Consider the following 18,537-nt stretch of genomic DNA (forward strand, 5'->3'; position numbering starts at 1 on the left):
GGGATGCAGACCTCGGATATCATCGTGGCCATCAATAAGGATCCGGAAGCGCCGATGATGCAGCTGGCCGACTACGCGGTCTGCGGCGATCTGAAGAAGGTCATTCCGGAAATCATCGAAGCTTGGGATCAGGCGTAAGAAACGCCAGGGACGATTCCAGGGACCAAAAGGAGGTTCGTAACCATGAAAGAAATACTGATCAAAGGACAATTGCACAAGTTCCAAACCTTTCAGGCGTTTGCCGAGGAATTCCAGCTGGGAGCACGGGATCTGCTCTTCACCAATGAGTTCGTCTACACGCCCTTCATGAAAGAGCTGGGTCTTTCCTGCCAGGTGGTGTTCCAGGAGAAATTCGGAGCCGGGGAGCCCTCGGAGGAGATGATCACCGACATTTTCGCGGCCATCAAGGAAGATTCCTATGACCGGGTCATCGCGGTAGGCGGCGGCGCCATCATGGACATCGGAAAGCTGCTGTCCTTAAAGCGCACCGGCACGGTGCATCAGCTGTTCTTTAAGGAAGCCGAGGTGGTGCCGGCCAAGAAGCTGGTGGCCATTCCAACCACCTGCGGCACCGGTTCGGAGGTCACCAACATTTCCGTGGCCATCGTGCGGGACGAAAACGGGGACACCACCAAGCTGGGTCTGGTGTCCGATCTGTTGATTCCCCAGGACGTGTGCCTGATTCCGGACATGCTCAAGACCCTGCCTTACGCGCCCTTTGCCTCTTCGGCCATCGACGCCCTCATCCACGCGGTGGAATCCTATCTGTCGCCGGCCAGGGCCACCATGACCTCGGAGCTTTATGGCGTCAAGGCTATGGAGCTGATTCTGGAGGGCTTCCGCAGGATCGGAGAAGGGGGCCCGGATGCCAGGCTGGATTATTTGGATGAATTTTCCACCGCTGCCTGCTACGCCGGAATCGCTTTCCTGCAGGCGGGCTGTGCCACGGTCCACGCCATGTCCTTCCCTCTGGGCGGTACCTACCACGTACCCCACGGAGAATCCAACTACGCCCTCTTCGGCAAGGTGCTGGAGAAGTATGAGGTATTGAAACCGGAGGGCAAGATCGCCGACTTCAAAAAGACCATCGCCCGCATCCTGGGCGGAACCGAAGCGGATGCCCTGAAGAATCTGGCGGCGCTGGAGGAGACCATTCTCCATCTTAAGCCCCTGCGGGAATATGGGTTCAAGGAGGAGGACATCCAGGTCTTTGCCGATTCGGTGTTAGCCAACCAGCAGCGCCTGGTGACCAATTCCTATGTGCCTCTGACCAAGGAGCTCATTCAGGAAATTTATGCGGAGTGTTATTAATTGAAAAACGTTGAAAGAGATAGAAAGAGGAGGAGAAAATATGTCACTTAGAACAAGCTTGCCAAAGATCGTTACAGATACGGTACCGGGTCCAAAATCCACCGAATTGTTAAAGGTAAGAAAGGATAATGTTACCGATGCGGTTGCCATGCTGGCTCCTGTATTCGTGGACAGAGCAGAAGGCGCAATGGTCCAGGATGTGGACGGTAATATCTTTCTTGACTTTGTAGCAGGTATCGGCGTGCTGAATATCGGTCATTCCCACCCGGAAGTTGTGGAAGCAGTTAAAGCCCAGTGTGAAAAATATTTCGCACCTAATCTGAATGTGTTCAACTATGAACAATATCCCAGACTGGCGGAAAAGCTCAATGAAATTATCCCGATTGAAGGAGAAAAACAGACGATCCTGGTCAATACCGGCGCTGAGGCGGATGAAAATGCCATTAAGCTGGCAAGAAGATATACCGGAAGAACAGAAATCATCTGTTTTGCCGGAGCCTTCCACGGCAGAAGCTATATGACAATGGCCATGACCAGCAAATGCCATCCATACAAGACCGGATTCGGACCCCTGCCGCAGGGCGTGAACCGCTTCCCGTTCCCATACTGCTACAGATGCCCATATGGACTGGAAAAGGGCTCCTGCGACATGCACTGCGCCAAGATGTTCGAGGAAAGCTTCTTCCTGGAATATGTAGCTCCCGACGAAACGGCAGCGATTATTCTGGAACCGGTTCTGGGCGAAGGCGGCTTCATCGTTCCACCAGATGAATTTGTTCAGGAATTGAGACGTTTGTGCGACAAGTATGGAATCCTGCTGATCGCGGATGAAATTCAGGCGGGCTATGCACGTACCGGAAAGATGTTCGGATGTGAACACTGGAGCGTGAGACCGGATATTGTGGTCAGCGCCAAATCGGTTGCAGGCGGTATTCCGGTAGCTTGCGTAACGGCCCGCAAAGATATTATGGAAGCAGTTTCTCCAGGAGAACTGGGCGGTACATACAGCGGGAACGCTCTGGCAACTGCATCGGCTCTCAAGGTTCTGGAAATCATGGAACGGGACGATTATTGCGCGAAAGCAAGACATATCGGCGACATGACCATGAAACGTTTCCAGGAAATGAAAGAGAAATATGAGATTATCGGCGATGCCAGAGGCGTCGGCGCCATGCTGGTTCTGGAGTTTGTTAAGGATAGAGCCACAAAAGAGCCGGCAAAGACGGAAACAAAAGCCATTATCAACGAGTGTATGCAAAACGGCCTGGTCGTTCTGGGCGCAGGCGTGAGAGACAACTGCATCCGCTTCCTGATGCCGCTGGTGATCACCGACGAACAGGTGAACGCAGGACTTGACATTCTGGAAAAAGCGATTGCAAAGATCGACGCTGAAAGATAAGAATAAATCATTTAGCAAAGAGAGCAGTTCTCAAACCGAGAGCTGCTCTCTATTTGACTTCTTTTCTGAAAAATGCTACCATTAGATGCAATAGATTTCTTGAAATAAGGTTGCTTTGAGAGCATCAAGAGATAGGAGAATAATTTGGATAAGAGATTTGCGCTACTGATCGACGCCGATAATGTTTCGGCAAAATACATCGACCCGATTTTGGACGAGCTGTCCAAATACGGAAACGTCACATACAAGAGGATTTACGGGGATTGGACCAGCCGTCAGAATTCCAGCTGGAAGGAAGAACTTCTTTCCAGTTCCATCACGCCCATCCAGCAGTTCAGCTACACCACCGGCAAAAACGCCACGGACTCGGCGCTGATTATCGATGCTATGGATATTTTGTATACCAGTACGGTGGACGGATTCTGCATTGTTTCCAGCGACAGCGATTTTACCAAGCTGGCCAGCCGCATCCGAGAATCCGGGCTGACGGTGATCGGAATGGGTGAAAAAAAGACACCCATGGCTTTCCGCAAGGCCTGCGATATTTTCACCAGGCTGGAATTGCTCCAGGGAGAAGAAGAGACGAAGGAAGAAGCGGCAGTCAAGGACATCGACAAGTCCACGATTGAGGATGCCATCGTTAAGATCATCACAGAAAATACCAACAATGGCAGGGAGACCGGGCTGGCTGAGCTGGGCAACCGGCTGCTCAAGCTGTATCCGGACTTTGACGTACGAAGCTACGGCTACAGTCTGCTTTCCAAGCTTTTGGAAGAGTTCCCCAAGATCCGCCTCCTGAAAAAAGGGAATTATGTTTCCGTCAAGCTGGCGGAGGGAAACAATGTGGAGGATTTTGTGGTCGAGCTGGTTAAGGCCGGCGGCAGAGAAGGCGTTGATCTGGGTATTCTGGGGCAGGAGCTGCATCAAAAATACGATAATTTCAATGTACAGGATTACGGATTTTCCCAGTTTAAAAAATATATTCGCAGCATCAAAGGAATCGAAGTGCGCAAAAGCGGCAATCAGAACATGGTGCGGTTTGCAGGAAAGTAGGCGGACATGCAGGGATATAATTGTATCATGGTCTATGATCCCTCCCGGGAAAAACTGCTGTTTTGCAAACGGACGAAGGATCCATATAAAGGAAAGTTCAATCTGGTGGGCGGAAAGATCGAGCCGGGTGAGGACGGACTGGCCGCGGCCTATCGGGAGCTGGCGGAAGAAACCGGCATCGGCCGGGATCAAATCGTGCTCAAGCATATGATGAACTTCACTTACTTTAATCAGAACTGCGTCGTTGAAGTATACGTGGGTTCGCTGGTCCGAAGCGTGGATCTGAAGGAAGAAACCCATCCTCTGCTTTGGCTGGATATGAATGAAAATTTCTTTGATCTGGAGAAGTTCGCAGGAGAAGGAAATATCGGCCATATGGTGGAGCAGGTCAGGGTTTACGGCGACGGGATTTAGAGATTATAAGGATATAAGAAATTTTGAGGATTGCGGCGGCAGGGAAACGTCTTGTCAGGGCAATCCTTTTTGTTTGAGAAAATTTGTCTGCCATTGACAAACCTCTAAAAATAGAATATAATCTTAAATAATAATTATTATCAATAAGGAGGTGACCATAATGCAGACCAGAAATACGCTGCAAAAGGATATTATTTTGAAAGCTGTCAATCAGCTTCATAATCATCCTACGGCGGAGATGGTATATGAGGAAGTAATTCGCGAGTATCCGAGAATCAGCAAAGCAACTGTCTATCGCAATCTCAATCAAATGGCTCAGCAAGGGCAGATCCTGCGTATCCAGATTCCCAATTCGGCAGACCGCTATGATTTTAATATCTCCGGACACTACCATCTGAAATGTACGGACTGCGGACAGGTATTCGATATGGACGTACCCTATATGGACAGGCTGAACGAGCTGGACCTGAGCGAACAGGGGTTTACAATAGAAGATCACAATATCATTTTCCAAGGGAAATGCCCCCGCTGTAATAAAAAGGGGTCCAACTAAGGATATAGCAAGGGATCAATTCGTCGCTGCAACTGTTATTGAGTAAAGGAGAAGAAGATGGGAGTATACAAATGCGGCATCTGCGGTTATATCTTTACCGAAGAGCCGGGAAAAACAATCGATAGTCTGAGTGAATGTCCGATTTGCGGGCAGCCGAGGAGCGTTTTTGAAAAGATCGATGACGATGAGGTTCAGGCAGTGCCGCCGGAGGAAGCTTCTCCTGGCGAAGGTTCGCTGGATTATGATCCCGAGTATGCCAGAGCCGATGCCTCCTGCCGCTATATGGATGAGATTCACAAGATGTCAGTAACCGGAGAGACCATTATCGAAGCCATGGGTACCAAGATGCCCATGCCCAACTGGGACGACATTCTGATTTTGGGAGCACAGCTCAACCCGCCGCCGTTGTCAGAGCATGCGGAAGTGGACACGACCACCATAATTGGGCGCAGAGCTGCCAAACCGATGGTTTTGGAAAGTCCCGTCTATATTTCCCACATGTCATTCGGAGCGCTTTCCAAAGAGACAAAAGTTGCCCTGGCGAAAGGAAGCGCTATGGCAAAGACGGCCATGTGCAGCGGGGAAGGCGGCATTCTGCCGGAAGAGATGGATGCAGCTTATAAATATATCTTTGAATATGTTCCCAACAAATACAGCGTTACGCCGGAAAACCTGAAAAAAGCCGATGCCATTGAGATCAAGATCGGCCAGGGCACCAAGCCGGGCATGGGCGGTCATCTGCCGGGAGACAAGGTGACGCCAGAAATCGCAAGAATTCGAAACAAACCCCTGGGCCAGGATGTGATCAGTCCTTCCTCTTTTGAAGAAATTAAAAGTAAGGAGGATCTGCGGGCGCTGGTGCAAAAGCTGAGGCTGGAATCGGAAGGCCGTCCCATCGGCATCAAGATCGCTGCCGGCCGTATTGAACGGGATCTGGAATTCTGCGTTTTCGCGGAACCTGATTTTATCACCATCGACGGCAGAGGCGGAGCTACGGGAGCCAGCCCCAAACTGGTAAGAGATGCAACCAGCGTTCCCACCATCTATGCCCTCAGCCGAGCGAGAAAATATCTGGATGAAGTTGGCGCGGACATAGAACTGGTGATTACCGGCGGCCTGCGGGTATCCTCTGACTTTGCCAAAGCACTGGCTATGGGGGCCGACGCTGTGGCCATTGCTTCAGCGGCGCTGATCGCTGCGGCCTGTCAGCAGTACCGCATCTGCGGAAGCGGTAAATGTCCGGTGGGCGTGGCTACCCAGGACCCGGAACTGCGATCCAGACTCAAAGAAGAAGCCGCGGCTCAACGAGTGGCCAATTTCCTGAGCTGTACCTGCAGAGAGCTGGAGACCTTTGCCAGAATTACAGGACATGAACGCCTTCAGGATTTATCCCTGGAAGACCTGTGCACGATCAACAGAGAAATTTCAGAGTTTACCGACATACCACATGCATAGGAGTAATCAATGATTGAAGAAATACTGGAATACAACCGAAAATTTGTAGAAGAGGAAAGCTATAAGGCCTACGTCACCAGCAAATACCCGGATAAAAAGCTGGCTATACTCTCTTGTATGGATGCCAGACTGACCGAGCTTCTGCCTTCGGCAATGGGCCTGAAAAACGGTGATGTAAAGATCATAAAAAACGCCGGCGGCGTGATCGCGAACCCTTTTGGAAGTGTCGTAAGGAGTTTGTTGATTGCCATTTATGAATTGGGCGTGGAAACCATTCTGGTGGTCGGACACACCGACTGCGGCGTCCAGCACATGGACAGCAAGGCCATGATTGCGCATATGAAGGAGCGGGGCGTATCTCAGAAATCGCTGGATATGATGGGCTATTGTGGAATCGATTTTGAACGCTGGCTAAGCGGGTTTGACGATGTGAATACTTCAGTCAGAGAAACGGTTGATTTGCTGAAACATCATCCATTGATTCCTGAGGATATTCAGATCGGCGGATTTGTCATGGACTCTACGACTGGAGAATTGATGCCAGTATCGGAAAAATAGAAGGGCTGTATGGCAGAAAGCGGTAAGAGGCCTGTACCCTTTCCCGCATTAAAAGCATAGTTTGAATCACCGCCCAATATACTTGACTGGGTGGTGATTTTTTATGATTATAATGATTCGAAAAAAAAGACTGCTGCGTGTAACGGCAGTAGTGGCCCTTTTCGCAGTAGCATTTGTTGGTGTCGGTCTGGCAGCCGGCGTCTTTAAAAAGGATGCTGTCTCCACATCGGCAGACGGAAACTGGGGCCTGAGCTTCCAGCAGGCGGGGCAGCCTCCGGTTGCCAATGCGACGGCGGAATACCTGAAAAAGTATAATGCCTATTATGCGGAAAAAACCCAGGAGAAGGTCCTGTATCTGACCTTTGATGCGGGATACGAAAACGGGCATACGGCCAAAATCCTCGATGCTTTGAAAAAGCATAAGGTCCCCGCGGCGTTCTTTGTGGTGGGTAATTATTTGCAGACTAATCCCGAGCTGGTGAAACGAATGGTGAAAGAAGGGCATATTGTAGGAAACCACACCTTCCATCACCCGGATATGTCTCAGATATCCACCATGGAGGATTTTTCAAAAGAAATTAAGGACCTGGAAGCACTGTACAAAAAAACCACAGGGAAGGAAATGAAGAAGTTTTATCGCCCGCCCCAGGGAAAGTACAGCGAGTCCAATTTGGAAATGGCTAAGGAGCTGGGCTACCATACCATTTTCTGGAGCCTGGCCTATGTGGACTGGTATGAGAGCCAGCAGCCATCCAGAGAAGAAGCCTTTAAAAAGCTGATCCCCAGGGTACACCCGGGCGCCATCGTCCTGCTCCATAGTACTTCCCAGACCAATGCCGAAATTCTCGATGAACTACTGACAAAGTGGGAGGAACTCGGGTATACCTTTAAATCATTAGATCAACTAGTGCAGAATTAATCAGCGCATGTCCTTTTTCGTTGGGATGCATGCCGTCCAAACAGAGCAGCTCGCCGTAATGACGGTTTTCAAGGAAAATCCGACGAATATCGATCAGAGGGGCATTTTGCTCCTGGGCCAATTGAAAGACCATGAGATTATAGGCTTCGTGCCAGCGATAGATATAATCGATATCGCCGAGCCAGTTTAAAATATTCTCTTTGTTCAGCCCCTTGCAGACCCAGTCGAAAAAACGCTGCGGGTTCAGAGGGGGCAGTGAAAGAAGGATCGGCTGACTTCCGCAGGCTCTGACCTGCTTCAGGATTGTAGTGTAAGTATCCTTAAAAACAGATGAGGGGACCGCAGGCATGTGGTCCTTTTCCGGTGTCCGTGATATTTCTTCCCAGTTATAGTTGCAATCGTTTCCCCCGAACTCCAGAATGGTATAATCGTATAGAGACAGCTGGGTTTTATGCTTTTCAAGGATTTCCCGTCCTTTGGTGGTCGTGCAGCCGAAGCGGGCCAAGTTTTTTACCGGAATCTGCCTCACACTGGAAAACAGATTGATAAAACTGTTTTTCAAAAACGTATATTTGTTCCTCGCCTCATCGTAGATGACCCCTTTGGCAACGGAATCTCCGAGAACACAGATTTGCATGGTGAATCCCCCTTTCTTGAAACTTGGAATCTATCAGTAAGTCCAGCTCTTTTATGAGTTCTTAAACATTACTTGATACTACGGGATAATAAAAATTGTTTAATGTAATATTTAATATTATATTATGTAATTGTAATGAGGTCAAGACTATTTACAATTATTTATATATGATATATACTATTGGTGCAGCCAATAAAGCTCCAATATGGAGTCCTTGTATATAGAATGGCATAATAAGGAATTATTTATACAGAAAAGAGGTATAAAGGATGGAAACAATTAAGAAGGTATTGGAAGAAAAAAGGCCAAATAAATGGGATGATATTCCGGACATCGATTTATATATGGATCAGGTGCTCAGCTACATGCCCAGGCAGCATGCCGGACTGGAGCTGGACGAGAATCTGACGGCGGCGATGGTCAACAATTATATTAAAAAAGGGCTGCTGCCGAGAGCCAAGGGGAAAAAGTACAATCGAGAGCATATCGCTTATCTGACGGCAATCTGTCTTTTAAAGCAGGTTCTGTCTGTGACGGATACGGGAGAGCTGTTAAAAGCCAGGATTGAAGACGGTGAAGTTCGGGATTTTTATGAACGATATATCCAAGTGATGGATGAAGAGTTTAAAAAGGTGTCGGCGTCGCTGGAAGAGACCAAGGACAAAGCTCAGCTGTCGGAAGCGGCCCTCCGGCTGGCGGTTTCCAGCTATGCCCAGAAACTGGCCTGCGAGCAGATGCTGAAGGAACTGGGGGAATCGTTCAAGGAGGAAGCTGAGGAGGAAACGGAGTAAGCCGCCGGACACCCTCAATAAAGGGTGTCCGAATTGATGCACTTGTAGAATTTGCGGCAAATTTCCGGCCAGGAAATTCCATCCTCCGCCATAATCCACATCATCTTGGTCAGAACGGCTTCCAGGGTCATATCCTTGGCTTCCAAGATGCTGAAGGTTTCGTTGAGCCTGCGGCCCACCTCGTAAGTCTCCACATTGCTGCCTTCATAAGTAACCTGGGTGGTCATCACCAGCACCTTTTCCTGGGGAGCATATTTGCTCAACTGGGAAAAAAGTTCGCTTTCCAGCGTGTCGGGAATGCCGCCCACGCCGAAACTCTCGATAATGATGCAATCGTAAAGGCGAAAGATTTCGCCAAGAAGGACCGGGGAAATTCCGGGCGTCAGCTTGAGCAGGAAGACCTTGGGATTGAGCCGGTCGTAAAAGACTACCGGATTTTTTTCGATGCTGGGCGGCAGATAGCGGATGATCCGGCCATCCTGAATAGTAGCCAGGTAGGGGTAGTTTATGCTGGAAAAGGCCGCGAAGCTCAAAGTCTTGGTCTTTTTCGCCCTCGTGCCCAGGATCACTTTGCCGTCAAAGACGATCTGAACGCCCCGGGAATGGGGATCGGCCGCATAGAGAATGCTGTCCCGCAGGTTTGCTTTGGCATCGGTGATCTCAGAGCCGATGGGCTTTTGCGCCCCGGTGAGAACGATGGGTTTGGACGAATGCTGGATCAGATAGGAAAGAGCGGCGGCCGTATAGGCCATGGTATCCGTTCCGTGGCAGATGACAAATCCGTCGTAATTATGATATTCTTCCCGGATGGAGCCTGCCAGCAGCAGCCAATGCTCCGGCGTGATATCGGTGCTGTCCAGATTGCAGACTGCTTTTGTTTTTAAAAGAAAATCGCTGCCGATTTCGGGAAGGTAAGAAAGCAGTTCCTCGGAAGTCAGAGCAGGGATCAGCCCATGGGGCGTCTTTACAGAGGCGATGGTGCCTCCTGTAGTTAAAATAAGTAATTTTTTCGTCATATGTTGATTCACTTTCTGTTTCAAATTGCTGAAAACAGGATAGCACACGGTTGATGATTTTCCAAGTACAATCCTTGTAATTTCCTGAATTTGTACTATAATAGAGTATAGCGTAATAACATGCAAAATAGGAACGTACGCGTCAAGTGTTCGGCGGATGGGGAGTTGCCGCTGAAACGAAAAGCACGGACAAGCTGCTTGCGGTGTATGTTCCGCACCCGTTGCAACAGAAGCTCTGGCATTATGTATGTGAAGGGAGAAGTTTTTCACCGGCATCATGATAGATGGAGAGCTTTTTTGTTTTCTGTCAATGGGAAAAAAAGAAGGAGACAGAACAACATGGATCAAAAGAAAATCAAAGAAGGCGTCCGGCTCATACTGGAAGGGATCGGAGAGGACCCTCAGAGGGAGGGCCTTTTAGAGACCCCGGACAGGGTGGCCCGGATGTGCGAAGAGATATACGCAGGAATGGCCCAGGACGCAGAGGCACATCTTTCCAAGCAATTTCACGTGGAAAACAACAATATGGTGTTGGAAAAAGACATCGTCTTTTATTCCACCTGTGAACATCACCTGCTGCCCTTTTACGGGAAAGCGCATGTGGCCTATATACCGGACGGTACAGTGGCGGGACTGTCCAAGCTGGCCAGAACTGTGGAAGTTTACGCCAGAAGACCTCAGCTGCAAGAGCAGATGACCGCCCAGATCGCCGATGCTCTGGAAACCCACCTTCACCCCAAAGGAGTCATGGTTATGATTGAGGCAGAGCACATGTGCATGACCATGCGAGGCGTGCAAAAACCAGGAACAAAGACTGTGACCACCATGGTCAGAGGAGATTTTGCACAGGACTATTCGCTGCAGCAGACTTTTTTACAAATGGTGAAATAATATGGAAAGAGTAAATCGAATTTTTAACCATCCGGCATACCAGGAAGCGATGGAGGCCATTGAAGAAGCAGAAACCGATCGGATTTTCTGCAAACATGATATGGAACATTTCTTGAGTGTGGCAAGGCTGGCCTATATCTACAATTTGGAAGAACAGGCAGGCATTGCCCGGGAAATCATCTACAGCGCGGCCCTGCTGCACGATATCGGCAGAGGGCTCCAATATACAAAGGACATTCCCCATCACGAAGCGGGGGTAGGCATGGCGGAGAAAATTCTGCCAGAGTGCGGCTTTTCCGACGAGGAGCAGGCCCAGATCATCGATGCTATCCTGTTTCACAGGCGGGAGGGCGTAAAAAAGGGCGGACCTCTGCGGACGTTCCTTAACAAAGCGGACAAGCGGTCGCGGAATTGTTTTATCTGCCGGGCCAGGGATGCCTGCAAGTGGCATAAAGAAAATATGAATTTAAAAATCGACTACTAAGGAGAGCATATATGAAAATCGGCAATCGAGAATTTGACGCTGCGAATCGAACTTACATTATGGGGATCCTCAATGTGACCCCGGACTCCTTTTCCGACGGGGGAACGTTCAATCGACTGGATGCCGCTCTTTTTCGTGCGGAAGAAATGATCCGGGAAGGGGCTGACATCATCGATGTGGGCGGAGAATCCACCAGGCCGGGGCATACGGTCATTACGCCTGAGGAAGAAATGGAACGGGTTGTGCCGGTCATCGAGCAGATCGATAAAAATTTTGACATCCCCATTTCCATTGACACGTATAAAAGCAGCGTGGCCCGTGCTGCGCTGGAAGGGGGCGCCCATCTGGTGAACGATATCTGGGGACTGAAAAAGGATCCGCAGATGGCGGCTCTGATCGGAGAAAAAAAGGCGGCCTGCTGCCTGATGCACAATCGGGAGCAGCCCGTTTATGAAGATTTCCTCAACGACATGCTGGAGGATCTGAAGGAATGCGTCCGCCTTGCAAAGGACGGCGGCATTGCAGATGATAAAATCATCCTCGACCCGGGCATTGGTTTTGGCAAGACTTATGAAATGAACCTGACGGCTATCAACCGGGTGGAGCTTTTGGGCCATTTGGGTTATCCGGTGCTCCTGGCAACATCCAGAAAATCGGTGATCGGACTGACGCTGGATCTGCCGGCGGATCAGCGCCTGGAAGGCACCCTGGCGACGACAGTCCTGGGCGTGATGAAGGGCTGCGCCTTTGTGCGGGTTCACGATATTAAAGAAAATAAACGGGTCATACGTATGACAGAGGCCATTTTAGGCAAATAACAGTTAGGAGAACCATGGACAAAATCTATATCAAGAATCTGGAAGTTTTCGCCCGCCACGGCGTTTTTCCGGAAGAAAACGCACTGGGACAAAAATTTCTCATCTCTGCGGTTCTATATACGGATACGAGGAAGGCGGGAATGACCGACGATCTGACCGCATCCATCCACTACGGCGAAGTCAGCCAGATGATGAAAGCGTTCATTGAAGAGAATACCTTCAAGCTGCTGGAGACCGCAGCGGAAAGGCTGGCTTTTAAAATGCTGATGGAGATCTCCAATCTGGAGCAGGTCAAATTGGAAATCAAAAAGCCCTGGGCGCCGATCGGCATTCCGCTGGAGACCGTATCGGTGGAAATCCTTCGCGGGTGGCATCGGGCCTATATCGCTTTGGGGTCTAATATGGGCGATAAAGAGGCATACTTGAAACAGGCGGTGGCTGCCCTAGATGAGGAAGAAGGCTGCTGGGTGAAGCAAGTATCGAATTTTTTGACGACAGAGCCCTATGGATATCTGGACCAGGATGAGTTTCTCAACGGCTGCCTTGAACTGCACACGCTGCTGACGCCGCAGGAACTGCTGGAACTGATCCACAGGATCGAAGCAGATGCGGAGCGCAAGCGGGAAATACGCTGGGGCCCTAGAACCCTGGATCTGGATATTCTGCTCTATGATGATTTGATTCTGGATACTGAGGATCTGACCATCCCCCATATTGAAATGGAAAAAAGGGATTTTGTTCTGCGGCCTCTGGCCCAGATCGCGCCCTTGGTGCGGCACCCGCTCACAAGAAAGCGGGTAAGTGAAATGCTGGCCGATTTGGAATCTGAATAAAAGAGGTGAAGAAAGAAGATGCATAGCATAAAACTGGTTTGCGACAAGCCGTTTCACAATAACTGCGATGTCACCGTATACGATGTGACTGACGGGAAAGAAAAGAAACGCTGCAAGATCATGGTAGATTACGCTGAGAGCGATATCCGTCAGCTGCAAAAACAGGGATACGATTATGAAGCTGCTGCAGCTTATTTTCAAGAGTGGATTTATAAAACCGTAAAACGATACATTGCCGATGACTGGGAATGTACGGAAGGCCTGGATGAAATCATGCAGATCGTAAGAGAACATATTGAACCATACTTCTAAGGAGAAATGACGATGATACAGGATATAGCGCCGCACAAGCTGGACAATTCTTATGCACGCCAGCAAGCAGAGAAAGAACATATGGCCTTTACATTCAAAGACGGCAAGATATTGCTGCACAAGGATAAAGAGGGAAACCTGACGCTGCCGGTTCTGGGGCAGTTGCCGGGGTCCTTTGAAACATATGAAGAAAAGGCCCTCTATGCCTTTTCCGTGGATCAGGAGCCCATGTTCCTCATTTTACCCCATGATTTGGAAGAAGGGCAGACAGACCTGGAATACCACGATCTACGGGATTTATACGGGGTTTCACCTGTCTGGGCCGCCCTGGCCGGGGTGACAGCCAGCCATTTGAATCACTGGTATCTGGAGCACCTGTTCTGCGGTTGCTGCGGAAGTCCGGCAAAGCTGGGAAAATGGGAGCGGGCCATGGTCTGTCCCCAGTGCAAGAACATCCAATATCCCAGAATTTCGCCGGTAATCATGGCCGCCGTTACAGACGGCGACCGGCTGCTGGTCACCAGATACGCGGGCAGGCCTTACAAAGGACTGGCTCTGATCGCGGGATTTGTTGAGATCGGCGAGTCGCTGGAAGGCGCGCTGCGGCGTGAAGTAATGGAAGAAGTGGGACTGGAAGTGGAAAACCTTCAGTATTTTGGAAGTCAGCCCTGGGGATTTTCCGATTCGGTGATCTCAGGCTTTTTCGCCGATCTTTCAGGAAGCAGCCAAGTCCGGCTGGATCGGGAGGAGCTGTCGGAAGCCGTTTGGCTCCATAGAGATGAAATACCGAAGCAAAACAATGGCATCAGTATCACAGCGGCCATGATCGAAGCCTTCCGCACTGGGAAGTTTTAAGTTGAAAGGGGAATGAAACGATGACAAAGGTAGATCTGATATCCGGCTTTCTAGGCGCCGGAAAAACGACGTTTATTAAAGAGCTGATTGCAAAAGTTTGGAAGGATGAAAAGATCGTTCTTATTGAAAACGAATTCGGTGAGATCGGCATTGACAGCCGGTTTATGCAGGACTGCGGCATTGAAGTTACAGAAATGAATTCTGGCTGCATTTGCTGCACCTTGGTAGGCGACTTTGCAAGAGCCCTCAAACAGGTGGTGGAAGAATTCCAGCCTGACCGGGTGATCATCGAGCCTTCCGGCGTGGGCAAGCTGTCCGATGTGGCCGCCGCCGTCAAGGAGATGGAGGAAAGCGCCCAGGTAGAGATCGACTGCAAAATTACAGTTGTGGATGGGAAAAAGGCAAAGCTCTATATCAAGAATTTCGGAGAATTCTATAACAATCAGCTGGAAAACGCGGACACGATCGTTGTCAGCCGTACCCAGGACATGACCGAGGAAAAACTCAAGGAATGCCTGGCTTTGATCCAGGAGCATAATGAGGATGCGGCCATCATTACCACGCCCTGGCAGCAGCTTTCCGGCGAAATGATTCTGGACGCCCTGCACCACGCCCATGATCTGGAAGCGGAGCTGGCCAGGGAGCATGACCACGATCACCACCATGGAGCCTGCCACCATGAAGATCACCATCATGAACATCACCACCACCACGATGAAAGCTGCGGCTGCGGCCATGAACATCATCATGACCACGATCACGAAGGCCACCATCATGCGGATGAAGTGTTCACAAGCTGGGGGATCGAAACGGTCCACAAATTCAATGAATCCGAGCTTGCGGATACGCTGAAAATGCTCAGCATGACCGATGAATTCGGCACGGTTCTGCGGGCTAAAGGCATCGTGGAAGGTGAGGACGGACAGTGGCTCGAGTTTGACATGGTCCCCGAAGAGACAGAGATCCGCAGGTGCCGCCCTGACTATACGGGCAGAATCTGTGTGATCGGGACCGAGCTCAAAACGGACGATCTAAAGCGGGTCTTTGGTAAATAGAGGGCCGGAGCAATAAGGAGGCAGAGATTATGGAAATTCCTGTTTATTTGTTTACAGGACTTTTGGACAGCGGAAAGACGACCCTGATTCAGGAGGTCGCTGGTGAAGAAGACTTTCTGGAGCCGGGGACGACGCTGCTGATTCAGTGTGAAGAGGGGGAAACCTCATTCAGCGATGCATTTTTGGAACAATATCAAATAAAAAAGATCGACGTGGAGGATCCGGAAGAACTCAATGAGCTTTTTTGGAGACGTTGTGAAAAAACGTACCGGCCGGCTCAAATTATAATCGAATACAATGGGATGTGGGAGCTGAGTACGCTGTTTGAGAGCGGAATTCCCGAAGACTGGTTCATCGGCGGCATCTATTCCACCGTCGATGCCGGGTCTGCAGAAATGTATATTGCCAACATGCGCAAGGTTTTTATGGAGCCGCTGAAGGAGTCCAATCTGATCATATTCAACCGCTGCGGCGATGATACGGATCGGCTCAAATTCCGAAGAAGCCTGAAAGCCCTTAATCCTCAGGTCCAAGTGGCTTTTGAGCGCACCGACGGCACCATGTTTGAAAACGAAATCGAAGAAATGCCCTTTGATTACAGCGGACAGACAGTGGTCATTGAGGATATGGATTACGGGCTTTGGTATCTGGATGCAATGGACCATCCCGACCGCTATATGGGAAAAGAGGTTATGTTTACAGCAAGATACTGCGCCAGCGCCAAAGCCTCTCAGAAATACTTTGTCCCCGGCCGCCATATCATGACCTGCTGCGAAGATGATATTCAATTTCTGGGGTTTATCTGTGACTTCGAGGGTGAAATGCCCTTTGAACATGGAGACTGGGTACGGGTTACGGCTCAATTTGATTATGGTTTCAGCAAAATGTACGGAGAAGAAGGCCCCCTGCTGCATTTGATTCATATTGAGGAAGGAAACAAACCGGAACAGGAACTGGTCGCCTTTACGTGATAAAAAACACAAGATTAAAAGGAGAGGCACAGCCGGCCCTGTGTCTCTTTCTTTTTGCAAAAAGTAAACATGCAGGATGGACGCCCGCATTTTTGACTTGCACTTTTACACTCACTTCGGTTTATATTTATGAAGTTGAGGAGACAAAGCTTCTTTTCGGACAACTTTCCTTGTCCCAGCGTCTACACTATAACATTTACTCGGAAACATGGGAACTATAACAAAGTCGGCTTTGCCGATTCTTAAAAGAAGTAGACTTTGTTGATACTCCGGAAATATCGCTGACGATATTTCCTACGTAATAAAAAAGATATAGGCCTATATGGCTGATTGCATAGCAGACGTATCCACAGGATCTGTCTGATTTTGTCGAAAAGAAAATTGCTTATTTGGCGCAATTAATTGTAAAATCATGTTATGTTAGGAGTTAATTTACTAAAATGTTATCATATTTAGGAAAAAAGAGGGTATAATGGAAATAAGAGTATATGATGAGCGCGAAAATATCCGAAGGATTCAGGGAAAGAAAACAACAATTTCCGCAGCTGTGTATCGGGCAGAACCGGGAATGTTTGCGGCGATCTGCATTACTGCGGTAAAAGAAAAGAGGTTAGAGAAATGTTGAGGAGGAAGAAAGAGCAAGAGTCGGCTCTTGGATACGAGTGTATGGATGAAATCTTTGACAGTCCGGAAGATGTTCTGATCGTTGCCGACCGCCTGAGTCTTAATATTGAATATATCAGCACAGGCGGAAATGCGCTGCTGGGCATACAAAATGCAGATACTGAAGGATGCGTTTTTACGCTGCTGGATCGGGTGGGAGTTTCGCAGGAAATCCTTGAAGCCATGCGGTTAGGCTCAGAGCCTTTTGAATCAGAGTGCTGTCTGACCAATCTGCGTACAGGTCAGGCCGTTTGGTGCAAATGCAGATGGCGCCTTGCATTTCTTTTTGACAGCAGCGAAGAAAAACTGATTTTTCATGTTTTGGATTATTCCAAGGAAAGGGCGCTGTTAGATAAGACCAGGCAGGAACTTTTGGAAGCAAACCGGTCCAACGATGCAAAGAGCCGCTTTCTTTCCACCGTATCACACGATATCCGTGCACCTCTAAATGCAATCATCGGCTTAGCGGATCTGGCGATTGAGCATAAAGAAGACGGGGAAAAGGTACAAGGATACATACATAAGATTTTCCGCTCCTCCAATTATCTATTGAGTCTCTTAAACGATGTGCTGGATATGTCAAGAATTGAAAGCGAAAGAATGTCCTTGGATTATGAGAGCTTTCAAATGTCGACGCTGCTGGAGTCGGTTACGGATATTATACAAACCCAAGCAGAAGACAAAAATCAGGAACTGGAAACAGAATGGATCATTGTTCATGATCATGTCAACGGAGATGCTGTACGGATCAAACAAATTTTGATCAACTTATTATCCAATGCAGTTAAGTATACGCCCGAGGGCGGGAAACTCTTTTTTCAGGCCGTGGAAACTGTGGCAAAAACCGGCGAGGATGATATGTACGTGACCTATCAGATGAAAGTATTTGATAATGGTTATGGAATGTCAGAGGAATTCTTGAAGGTTATCTTTGAGCCTTTTGAAAAGGAACGGAACGGTGTTTATGGAGGCGTAGAGGGAACTGGCCTTGGAATGGCCATCACCAAAAGTCTGGTAGAATTGATGGACGGAAAGATTTTCGTTGAAAGCAAGCTGGGAGAAGGAACGATATTCACTGTCAACCTGCCGTTGCAGCTCCAATTGCAGGAAACGGCGGATATGGGCAGAACCAGCCTGGCATCGTCGGAAAAGGATGATCTTGCAGGATTGCGAATTTTACTTGTTGAGGATAATGAACTGACCGCTGAAGTACTCAAGGATATTTTAGAACTGACCGGATGCAAGGTAGAATGGGCGGGCAACGGGCTGGAAGCTGTCACTTCATTCCGGCTTAAAGGAGAACAATTCGATGCTGTTCTCATGGACGTACAGATGCCGGGAATGAACGGTTATGAGGCAACAAAACAGATCCGCAGCATGTCGGATGCGGGTGCCAGCGTGCCGATCATCGCGCTCACGGGAAATGCCTTCACAGAGGATATCCAGGCATCAAAGAAAGCCGGTATGGATCGCCACATTTCCAAACCAGTGCAGAGGCGGGAGCTTGCCAAGGTGCTGCGGGAAGTGCGCGGCATTGACAGAAAATAAA

Annotated in this window: 21 protein-coding genes and 1 riboswitch; of the genes, 19 read left to right on the plus strand and 2 right to left on the minus strand. The window is 49.2% G+C overall.

All coding sequences use genetic code 11. The features are described from left to right. Window positions 1-183: 183 nt before the first annotated feature. The 8 genes from LG211_RS11290 (at window position 184) to pdaA (ending at window position 7,662) form a co-directional block, all read left to right on the plus strand. The gene (locus tag LG211_RS11290) at window positions 184-1,311 is read left to right on the plus strand and encodes a 4-hydroxybutyrate dehydrogenase (RefSeq protein WP_148398660.1); all 1,128 of its coding nucleotides are present in this window, start codon (window positions 184-186) and stop codon (window positions 1,309-1,311) included. Between the two features lie 40 nt (window positions 1,312-1,351). Continuing rightward, window positions 1,352-2,710, plus strand: coding sequence for a 4-aminobutyrate--2-oxoglutarate transaminase (gene gabT / locus LG211_RS11295; RefSeq protein ID WP_269477563.1), 1,359 nt, complete (start codon window positions 1,352-1,354; stop codon window positions 2,708-2,710). Window positions 2,711-2,854: 144 nt separating this feature from the next. Continuing rightward, window positions 2,855-3,763 carry an NYN domain-containing protein gene (locus tag LG211_RS11300; RefSeq protein ID WP_148398658.1) on the plus strand — a complete coding sequence of 303 codons (909 nt, stop codon included), beginning with the start codon at window positions 2,855-2,857 and terminating at the stop codon, window positions 3,761-3,763. 6 nt (window positions 3,764-3,769) lie between these two features. Continuing rightward, entirely contained in the window at window positions 3,770-4,177 is a 408-nt protein-coding gene (locus tag LG211_RS11305; RefSeq protein ID WP_227755411.1) for an NUDIX hydrolase, read from the plus strand. A gap of 160 nt (window positions 4,178-4,337) precedes the next feature. Continuing rightward, window positions 4,338-4,730, plus strand: a complete 393-nt coding sequence (locus LG211_RS11310) for a Fur family transcriptional regulator (RefSeq protein ID WP_148398656.1) — start codon at window positions 4,338-4,340, stop codon at window positions 4,728-4,730. Between the two features lie 57 nt (window positions 4,731-4,787). Continuing rightward, window positions 4,788-6,185 (plus strand): glutamate synthase-related protein, encoded by a 1,398-nt coding sequence (locus LG211_RS11315; RefSeq protein ID WP_253019858.1) that lies wholly within the window; start codon window positions 4,788-4,790, stop codon window positions 6,183-6,185. Between the two features lie 9 nt (window positions 6,186-6,194). After that, entirely contained in the window at window positions 6,195-6,743 is a 549-nt protein-coding gene (locus LG211_RS11320; protein ID WP_148398654.1) for a beta-class carbonic anhydrase, read from the plus strand. Between the two features lie 103 nt (window positions 6,744-6,846). Beyond that, window positions 6,847-7,662, plus strand: coding sequence for a delta-lactam-biosynthetic de-N-acetylase (gene pdaA / locus LG211_RS11325; protein ID WP_227755409.1), 816 nt, complete (start codon window positions 6,847-6,849; stop codon window positions 7,660-7,662). Here pdaA and LG211_RS11330 read toward each other — a convergent pair. Continuing rightward, on the minus strand, window positions 7,631-8,299 hold the full coding sequence (locus tag LG211_RS11330; RefSeq protein ID WP_148398652.1) for an SGNH/GDSL hydrolase family protein: 669 nt from the start codon (window positions 8,297-8,299) through the stop codon (window positions 7,631-7,633). The two genes, pdaA and LG211_RS11330, sit on opposite strands and share 32 nt — an antisense overlap. A 269-nt stretch (window positions 8,300-8,568) precedes the next feature. On the opposite strand from LG211_RS11330, the gene LG211_RS11335 reads away from it, so the two are divergent. Further along, window positions 8,569-9,090, plus strand: a complete 522-nt coding sequence (locus tag LG211_RS11335; RefSeq protein ID WP_148398650.1) for a DUF1836 domain-containing protein — start codon at window positions 8,569-8,571, stop codon at window positions 9,088-9,090. A gap of 14 nt (window positions 9,091-9,104) precedes the next feature. Here the strand turns inward: LG211_RS11335 and LG211_RS11340 are convergent, their stop codons facing one another. Continuing rightward, window positions 9,105-10,106 carry an asparaginase gene (locus tag LG211_RS11340; protein ID WP_148398648.1) on the minus strand — a complete coding sequence of 334 codons (1,002 nt, stop codon included), beginning with the start codon at window positions 10,104-10,106 and terminating at the stop codon, window positions 9,105-9,107. A 121-nt stretch (window positions 10,107-10,227) separates the two neighbouring features. After that, window positions 10,228-10,332, plus strand: a riboswitch (THF riboswitch). A gap of 113 nt (window positions 10,333-10,445) precedes the next feature. Here LG211_RS11340 and folE point away from each other — a divergent pair. From folE to LG211_RS11390, 10 genes are all read left to right on the plus strand, one after another. Continuing rightward, window positions 10,446-10,997 (plus strand): GTP cyclohydrolase I FolE, encoded by a 552-nt coding sequence (gene folE / locus LG211_RS11345; protein ID WP_227755407.1) that lies wholly within the window; start codon window positions 10,446-10,448, stop codon window positions 10,995-10,997. 1 nt (window position 10,998) lies between these two features. Then, the gene (locus LG211_RS11350; protein WP_148398644.1) at window positions 10,999-11,481 is read left to right on the plus strand and encodes an HD domain-containing protein; all 483 of its coding nucleotides are present in this window, start codon (window positions 10,999-11,001) and stop codon (window positions 11,479-11,481) included. An 11-nt stretch (window positions 11,482-11,492) separates the two neighbouring features. Continuing rightward, window positions 11,493-12,299 carry a dihydropteroate synthase gene (gene folP / locus LG211_RS11355; RefSeq protein WP_269477564.1) on the plus strand — a complete coding sequence of 269 codons (807 nt, stop codon included), beginning with the start codon at window positions 11,493-11,495 and terminating at the stop codon, window positions 12,297-12,299. A 14-nt stretch (window positions 12,300-12,313) separates the two neighbouring features. After that, window positions 12,314-13,132, plus strand: coding sequence for a 2-amino-4-hydroxy-6-hydroxymethyldihydropteridine diphosphokinase (folK, locus tag LG211_RS11360; RefSeq protein ID WP_148398640.1), 819 nt, complete (start codon window positions 12,314-12,316; stop codon window positions 13,130-13,132). An 18-nt stretch (window positions 13,133-13,150) separates the two neighbouring features. Further along, on the plus strand, window positions 13,151-13,444 hold the full coding sequence (locus LG211_RS11365; RefSeq protein ID WP_148398638.1) for a hypothetical protein: 294 nt from the start codon (window positions 13,151-13,153) through the stop codon (window positions 13,442-13,444). A 12-nt stretch (window positions 13,445-13,456) separates the two neighbouring features. Beyond that, window positions 13,457-14,299 carry an NAD(+) diphosphatase gene (nudC, locus tag LG211_RS11370; RefSeq protein ID WP_227755405.1) on the plus strand — a complete coding sequence of 281 codons (843 nt, stop codon included), beginning with the start codon at window positions 13,457-13,459 and terminating at the stop codon, window positions 14,297-14,299. 20 nt (window positions 14,300-14,319) lie between these two features. Continuing rightward, window positions 14,320-15,354: a CobW family GTP-binding protein gene (locus LG211_RS11375; RefSeq protein WP_148398634.1), complete on the plus strand. Its 1,035-nt coding sequence runs from the start codon at window positions 14,320-14,322 to the stop codon at window positions 15,352-15,354. Between the two features lie 29 nt (window positions 15,355-15,383). Further along, on the plus strand, window positions 15,384-16,325 hold the full coding sequence (locus LG211_RS11380) for a TIGR03943 family putative permease subunit (protein WP_148398632.1): 942 nt from the start codon (window positions 15,384-15,386) through the stop codon (window positions 16,323-16,325). A gap of 472 nt (window positions 16,326-16,797) precedes the next feature. After that, complete coding sequence (locus LG211_RS11385) at window positions 16,798-16,950, plus strand: hypothetical protein (RefSeq protein WP_227108373.1); 153 nt, start codon at window positions 16,798-16,800, stop codon at window positions 16,948-16,950. Continuing rightward, a complete protein-coding gene (locus LG211_RS11390; protein ID WP_148398630.1) occupies window positions 16,944-18,536 on the plus strand; it encodes a hybrid sensor histidine kinase/response regulator in 1,593 nt (530 codons plus the stop codon). The genes LG211_RS11385 and LG211_RS11390 overlap by 7 nt, the downstream gene beginning before the upstream one ends. The last annotated feature ends 1 nt before the right edge of the window (window position 18,537 follow it).

It is taken from the genome of Hominibacterium faecale (assembly GCF_020734085.1).
Lineage (GTDB): Bacteria > Bacillota > Clostridia > Peptostreptococcales > Anaerovoracaceae > Hominibacterium > Hominibacterium faecale.

What these genes read in the sequence shown, in the direction of transcription:
- LG211_RS11290 (WP_148398660.1), top strand. Translation starts at nt 184, where the DNA reads ATGAAAGAAATACTGATCAAAGGACAATTGCACAAGTTCCAAACCTTT.
- gabT (WP_269477563.1), top strand. Translation starts at nt 1,352, where the DNA reads ATGTCACTTAGAACAAGCTTGCCAAAGATCGTTACAGATACGGTACCG.
- LG211_RS11305 (WP_227755411.1), top strand. Translation starts at nt 3,770, where the DNA reads ATGCAGGGATATAATTGTATCATGGTCTATGATCCCTCCCGGGAAAAA.
- LG211_RS11310 (WP_148398656.1), top strand. Translation starts at nt 4,338, where the DNA reads ATGCAGACCAGAAATACGCTGCAAAAGGATATTATTTTGAAAGCTGTC.
- LG211_RS11315 (WP_253019858.1), top strand. Translation starts at nt 4,788, where the DNA reads ATGGGAGTATACAAATGCGGCATCTGCGGTTATATCTTTACCGAAGAG.
- LG211_RS11320 (WP_148398654.1), top strand. Translation starts at nt 6,195, where the DNA reads ATGATTGAAGAAATACTGGAATACAACCGAAAATTTGTAGAAGAGGAA.
- pdaA (WP_227755409.1), top strand. Translation starts at nt 6,847, where the DNA reads ATGATTATAATGATTCGAAAAAAAAGACTGCTGCGTGTAACGGCAGTA.
- LG211_RS11330 (WP_148398652.1), bottom strand. Translation starts at nt 8,299, where the DNA reads ATGCAAATCTGTGTTCTCGGAGATTCCGTTGCCAAAGGGGTCATCTAC.
- LG211_RS11335 (WP_148398650.1), top strand. Translation starts at nt 8,569, where the DNA reads ATGGAAACAATTAAGAAGGTATTGGAAGAAAAAAGGCCAAATAAATGG.
- LG211_RS11340 (WP_148398648.1), bottom strand. Translation starts at nt 10,106, where the DNA reads ATGACGAAAAAATTACTTATTTTAACTACAGGAGGCACCATCGCCTCT.
- folE (WP_227755407.1), top strand. Translation starts at nt 10,446, where the DNA reads ATGGATCAAAAGAAAATCAAAGAAGGCGTCCGGCTCATACTGGAAGGG.
- LG211_RS11350 (WP_148398644.1), top strand. Translation starts at nt 10,999, where the DNA reads ATGGAAAGAGTAAATCGAATTTTTAACCATCCGGCATACCAGGAAGCG.
- folP (WP_269477564.1), top strand. Translation starts at nt 11,493, where the DNA reads ATGAAAATCGGCAATCGAGAATTTGACGCTGCGAATCGAACTTACATT.
- folK (WP_148398640.1), top strand. Translation starts at nt 12,314, where the DNA reads ATGGACAAAATCTATATCAAGAATCTGGAAGTTTTCGCCCGCCACGGC.
- LG211_RS11365 (WP_148398638.1), top strand. Translation starts at nt 13,151, where the DNA reads ATGCATAGCATAAAACTGGTTTGCGACAAGCCGTTTCACAATAACTGC.
- nudC (WP_227755405.1), top strand. Translation starts at nt 13,457, where the DNA reads ATGATACAGGATATAGCGCCGCACAAGCTGGACAATTCTTATGCACGC.
- LG211_RS11375 (WP_148398634.1), top strand. Translation starts at nt 14,320, where the DNA reads ATGACAAAGGTAGATCTGATATCCGGCTTTCTAGGCGCCGGAAAAACG.
- LG211_RS11380 (WP_148398632.1), top strand. Translation starts at nt 15,384, where the DNA reads ATGGAAATTCCTGTTTATTTGTTTACAGGACTTTTGGACAGCGGAAAG.
- LG211_RS11385 (WP_227108373.1), top strand. Translation starts at nt 16,798, where the DNA reads ATGGAAATAAGAGTATATGATGAGCGCGAAAATATCCGAAGGATTCAG.
- LG211_RS11390 (WP_148398630.1), top strand. Translation starts at nt 16,944, where the DNA reads ATGTTGAGGAGGAAGAAAGAGCAAGAGTCGGCTCTTGGATACGAGTGT.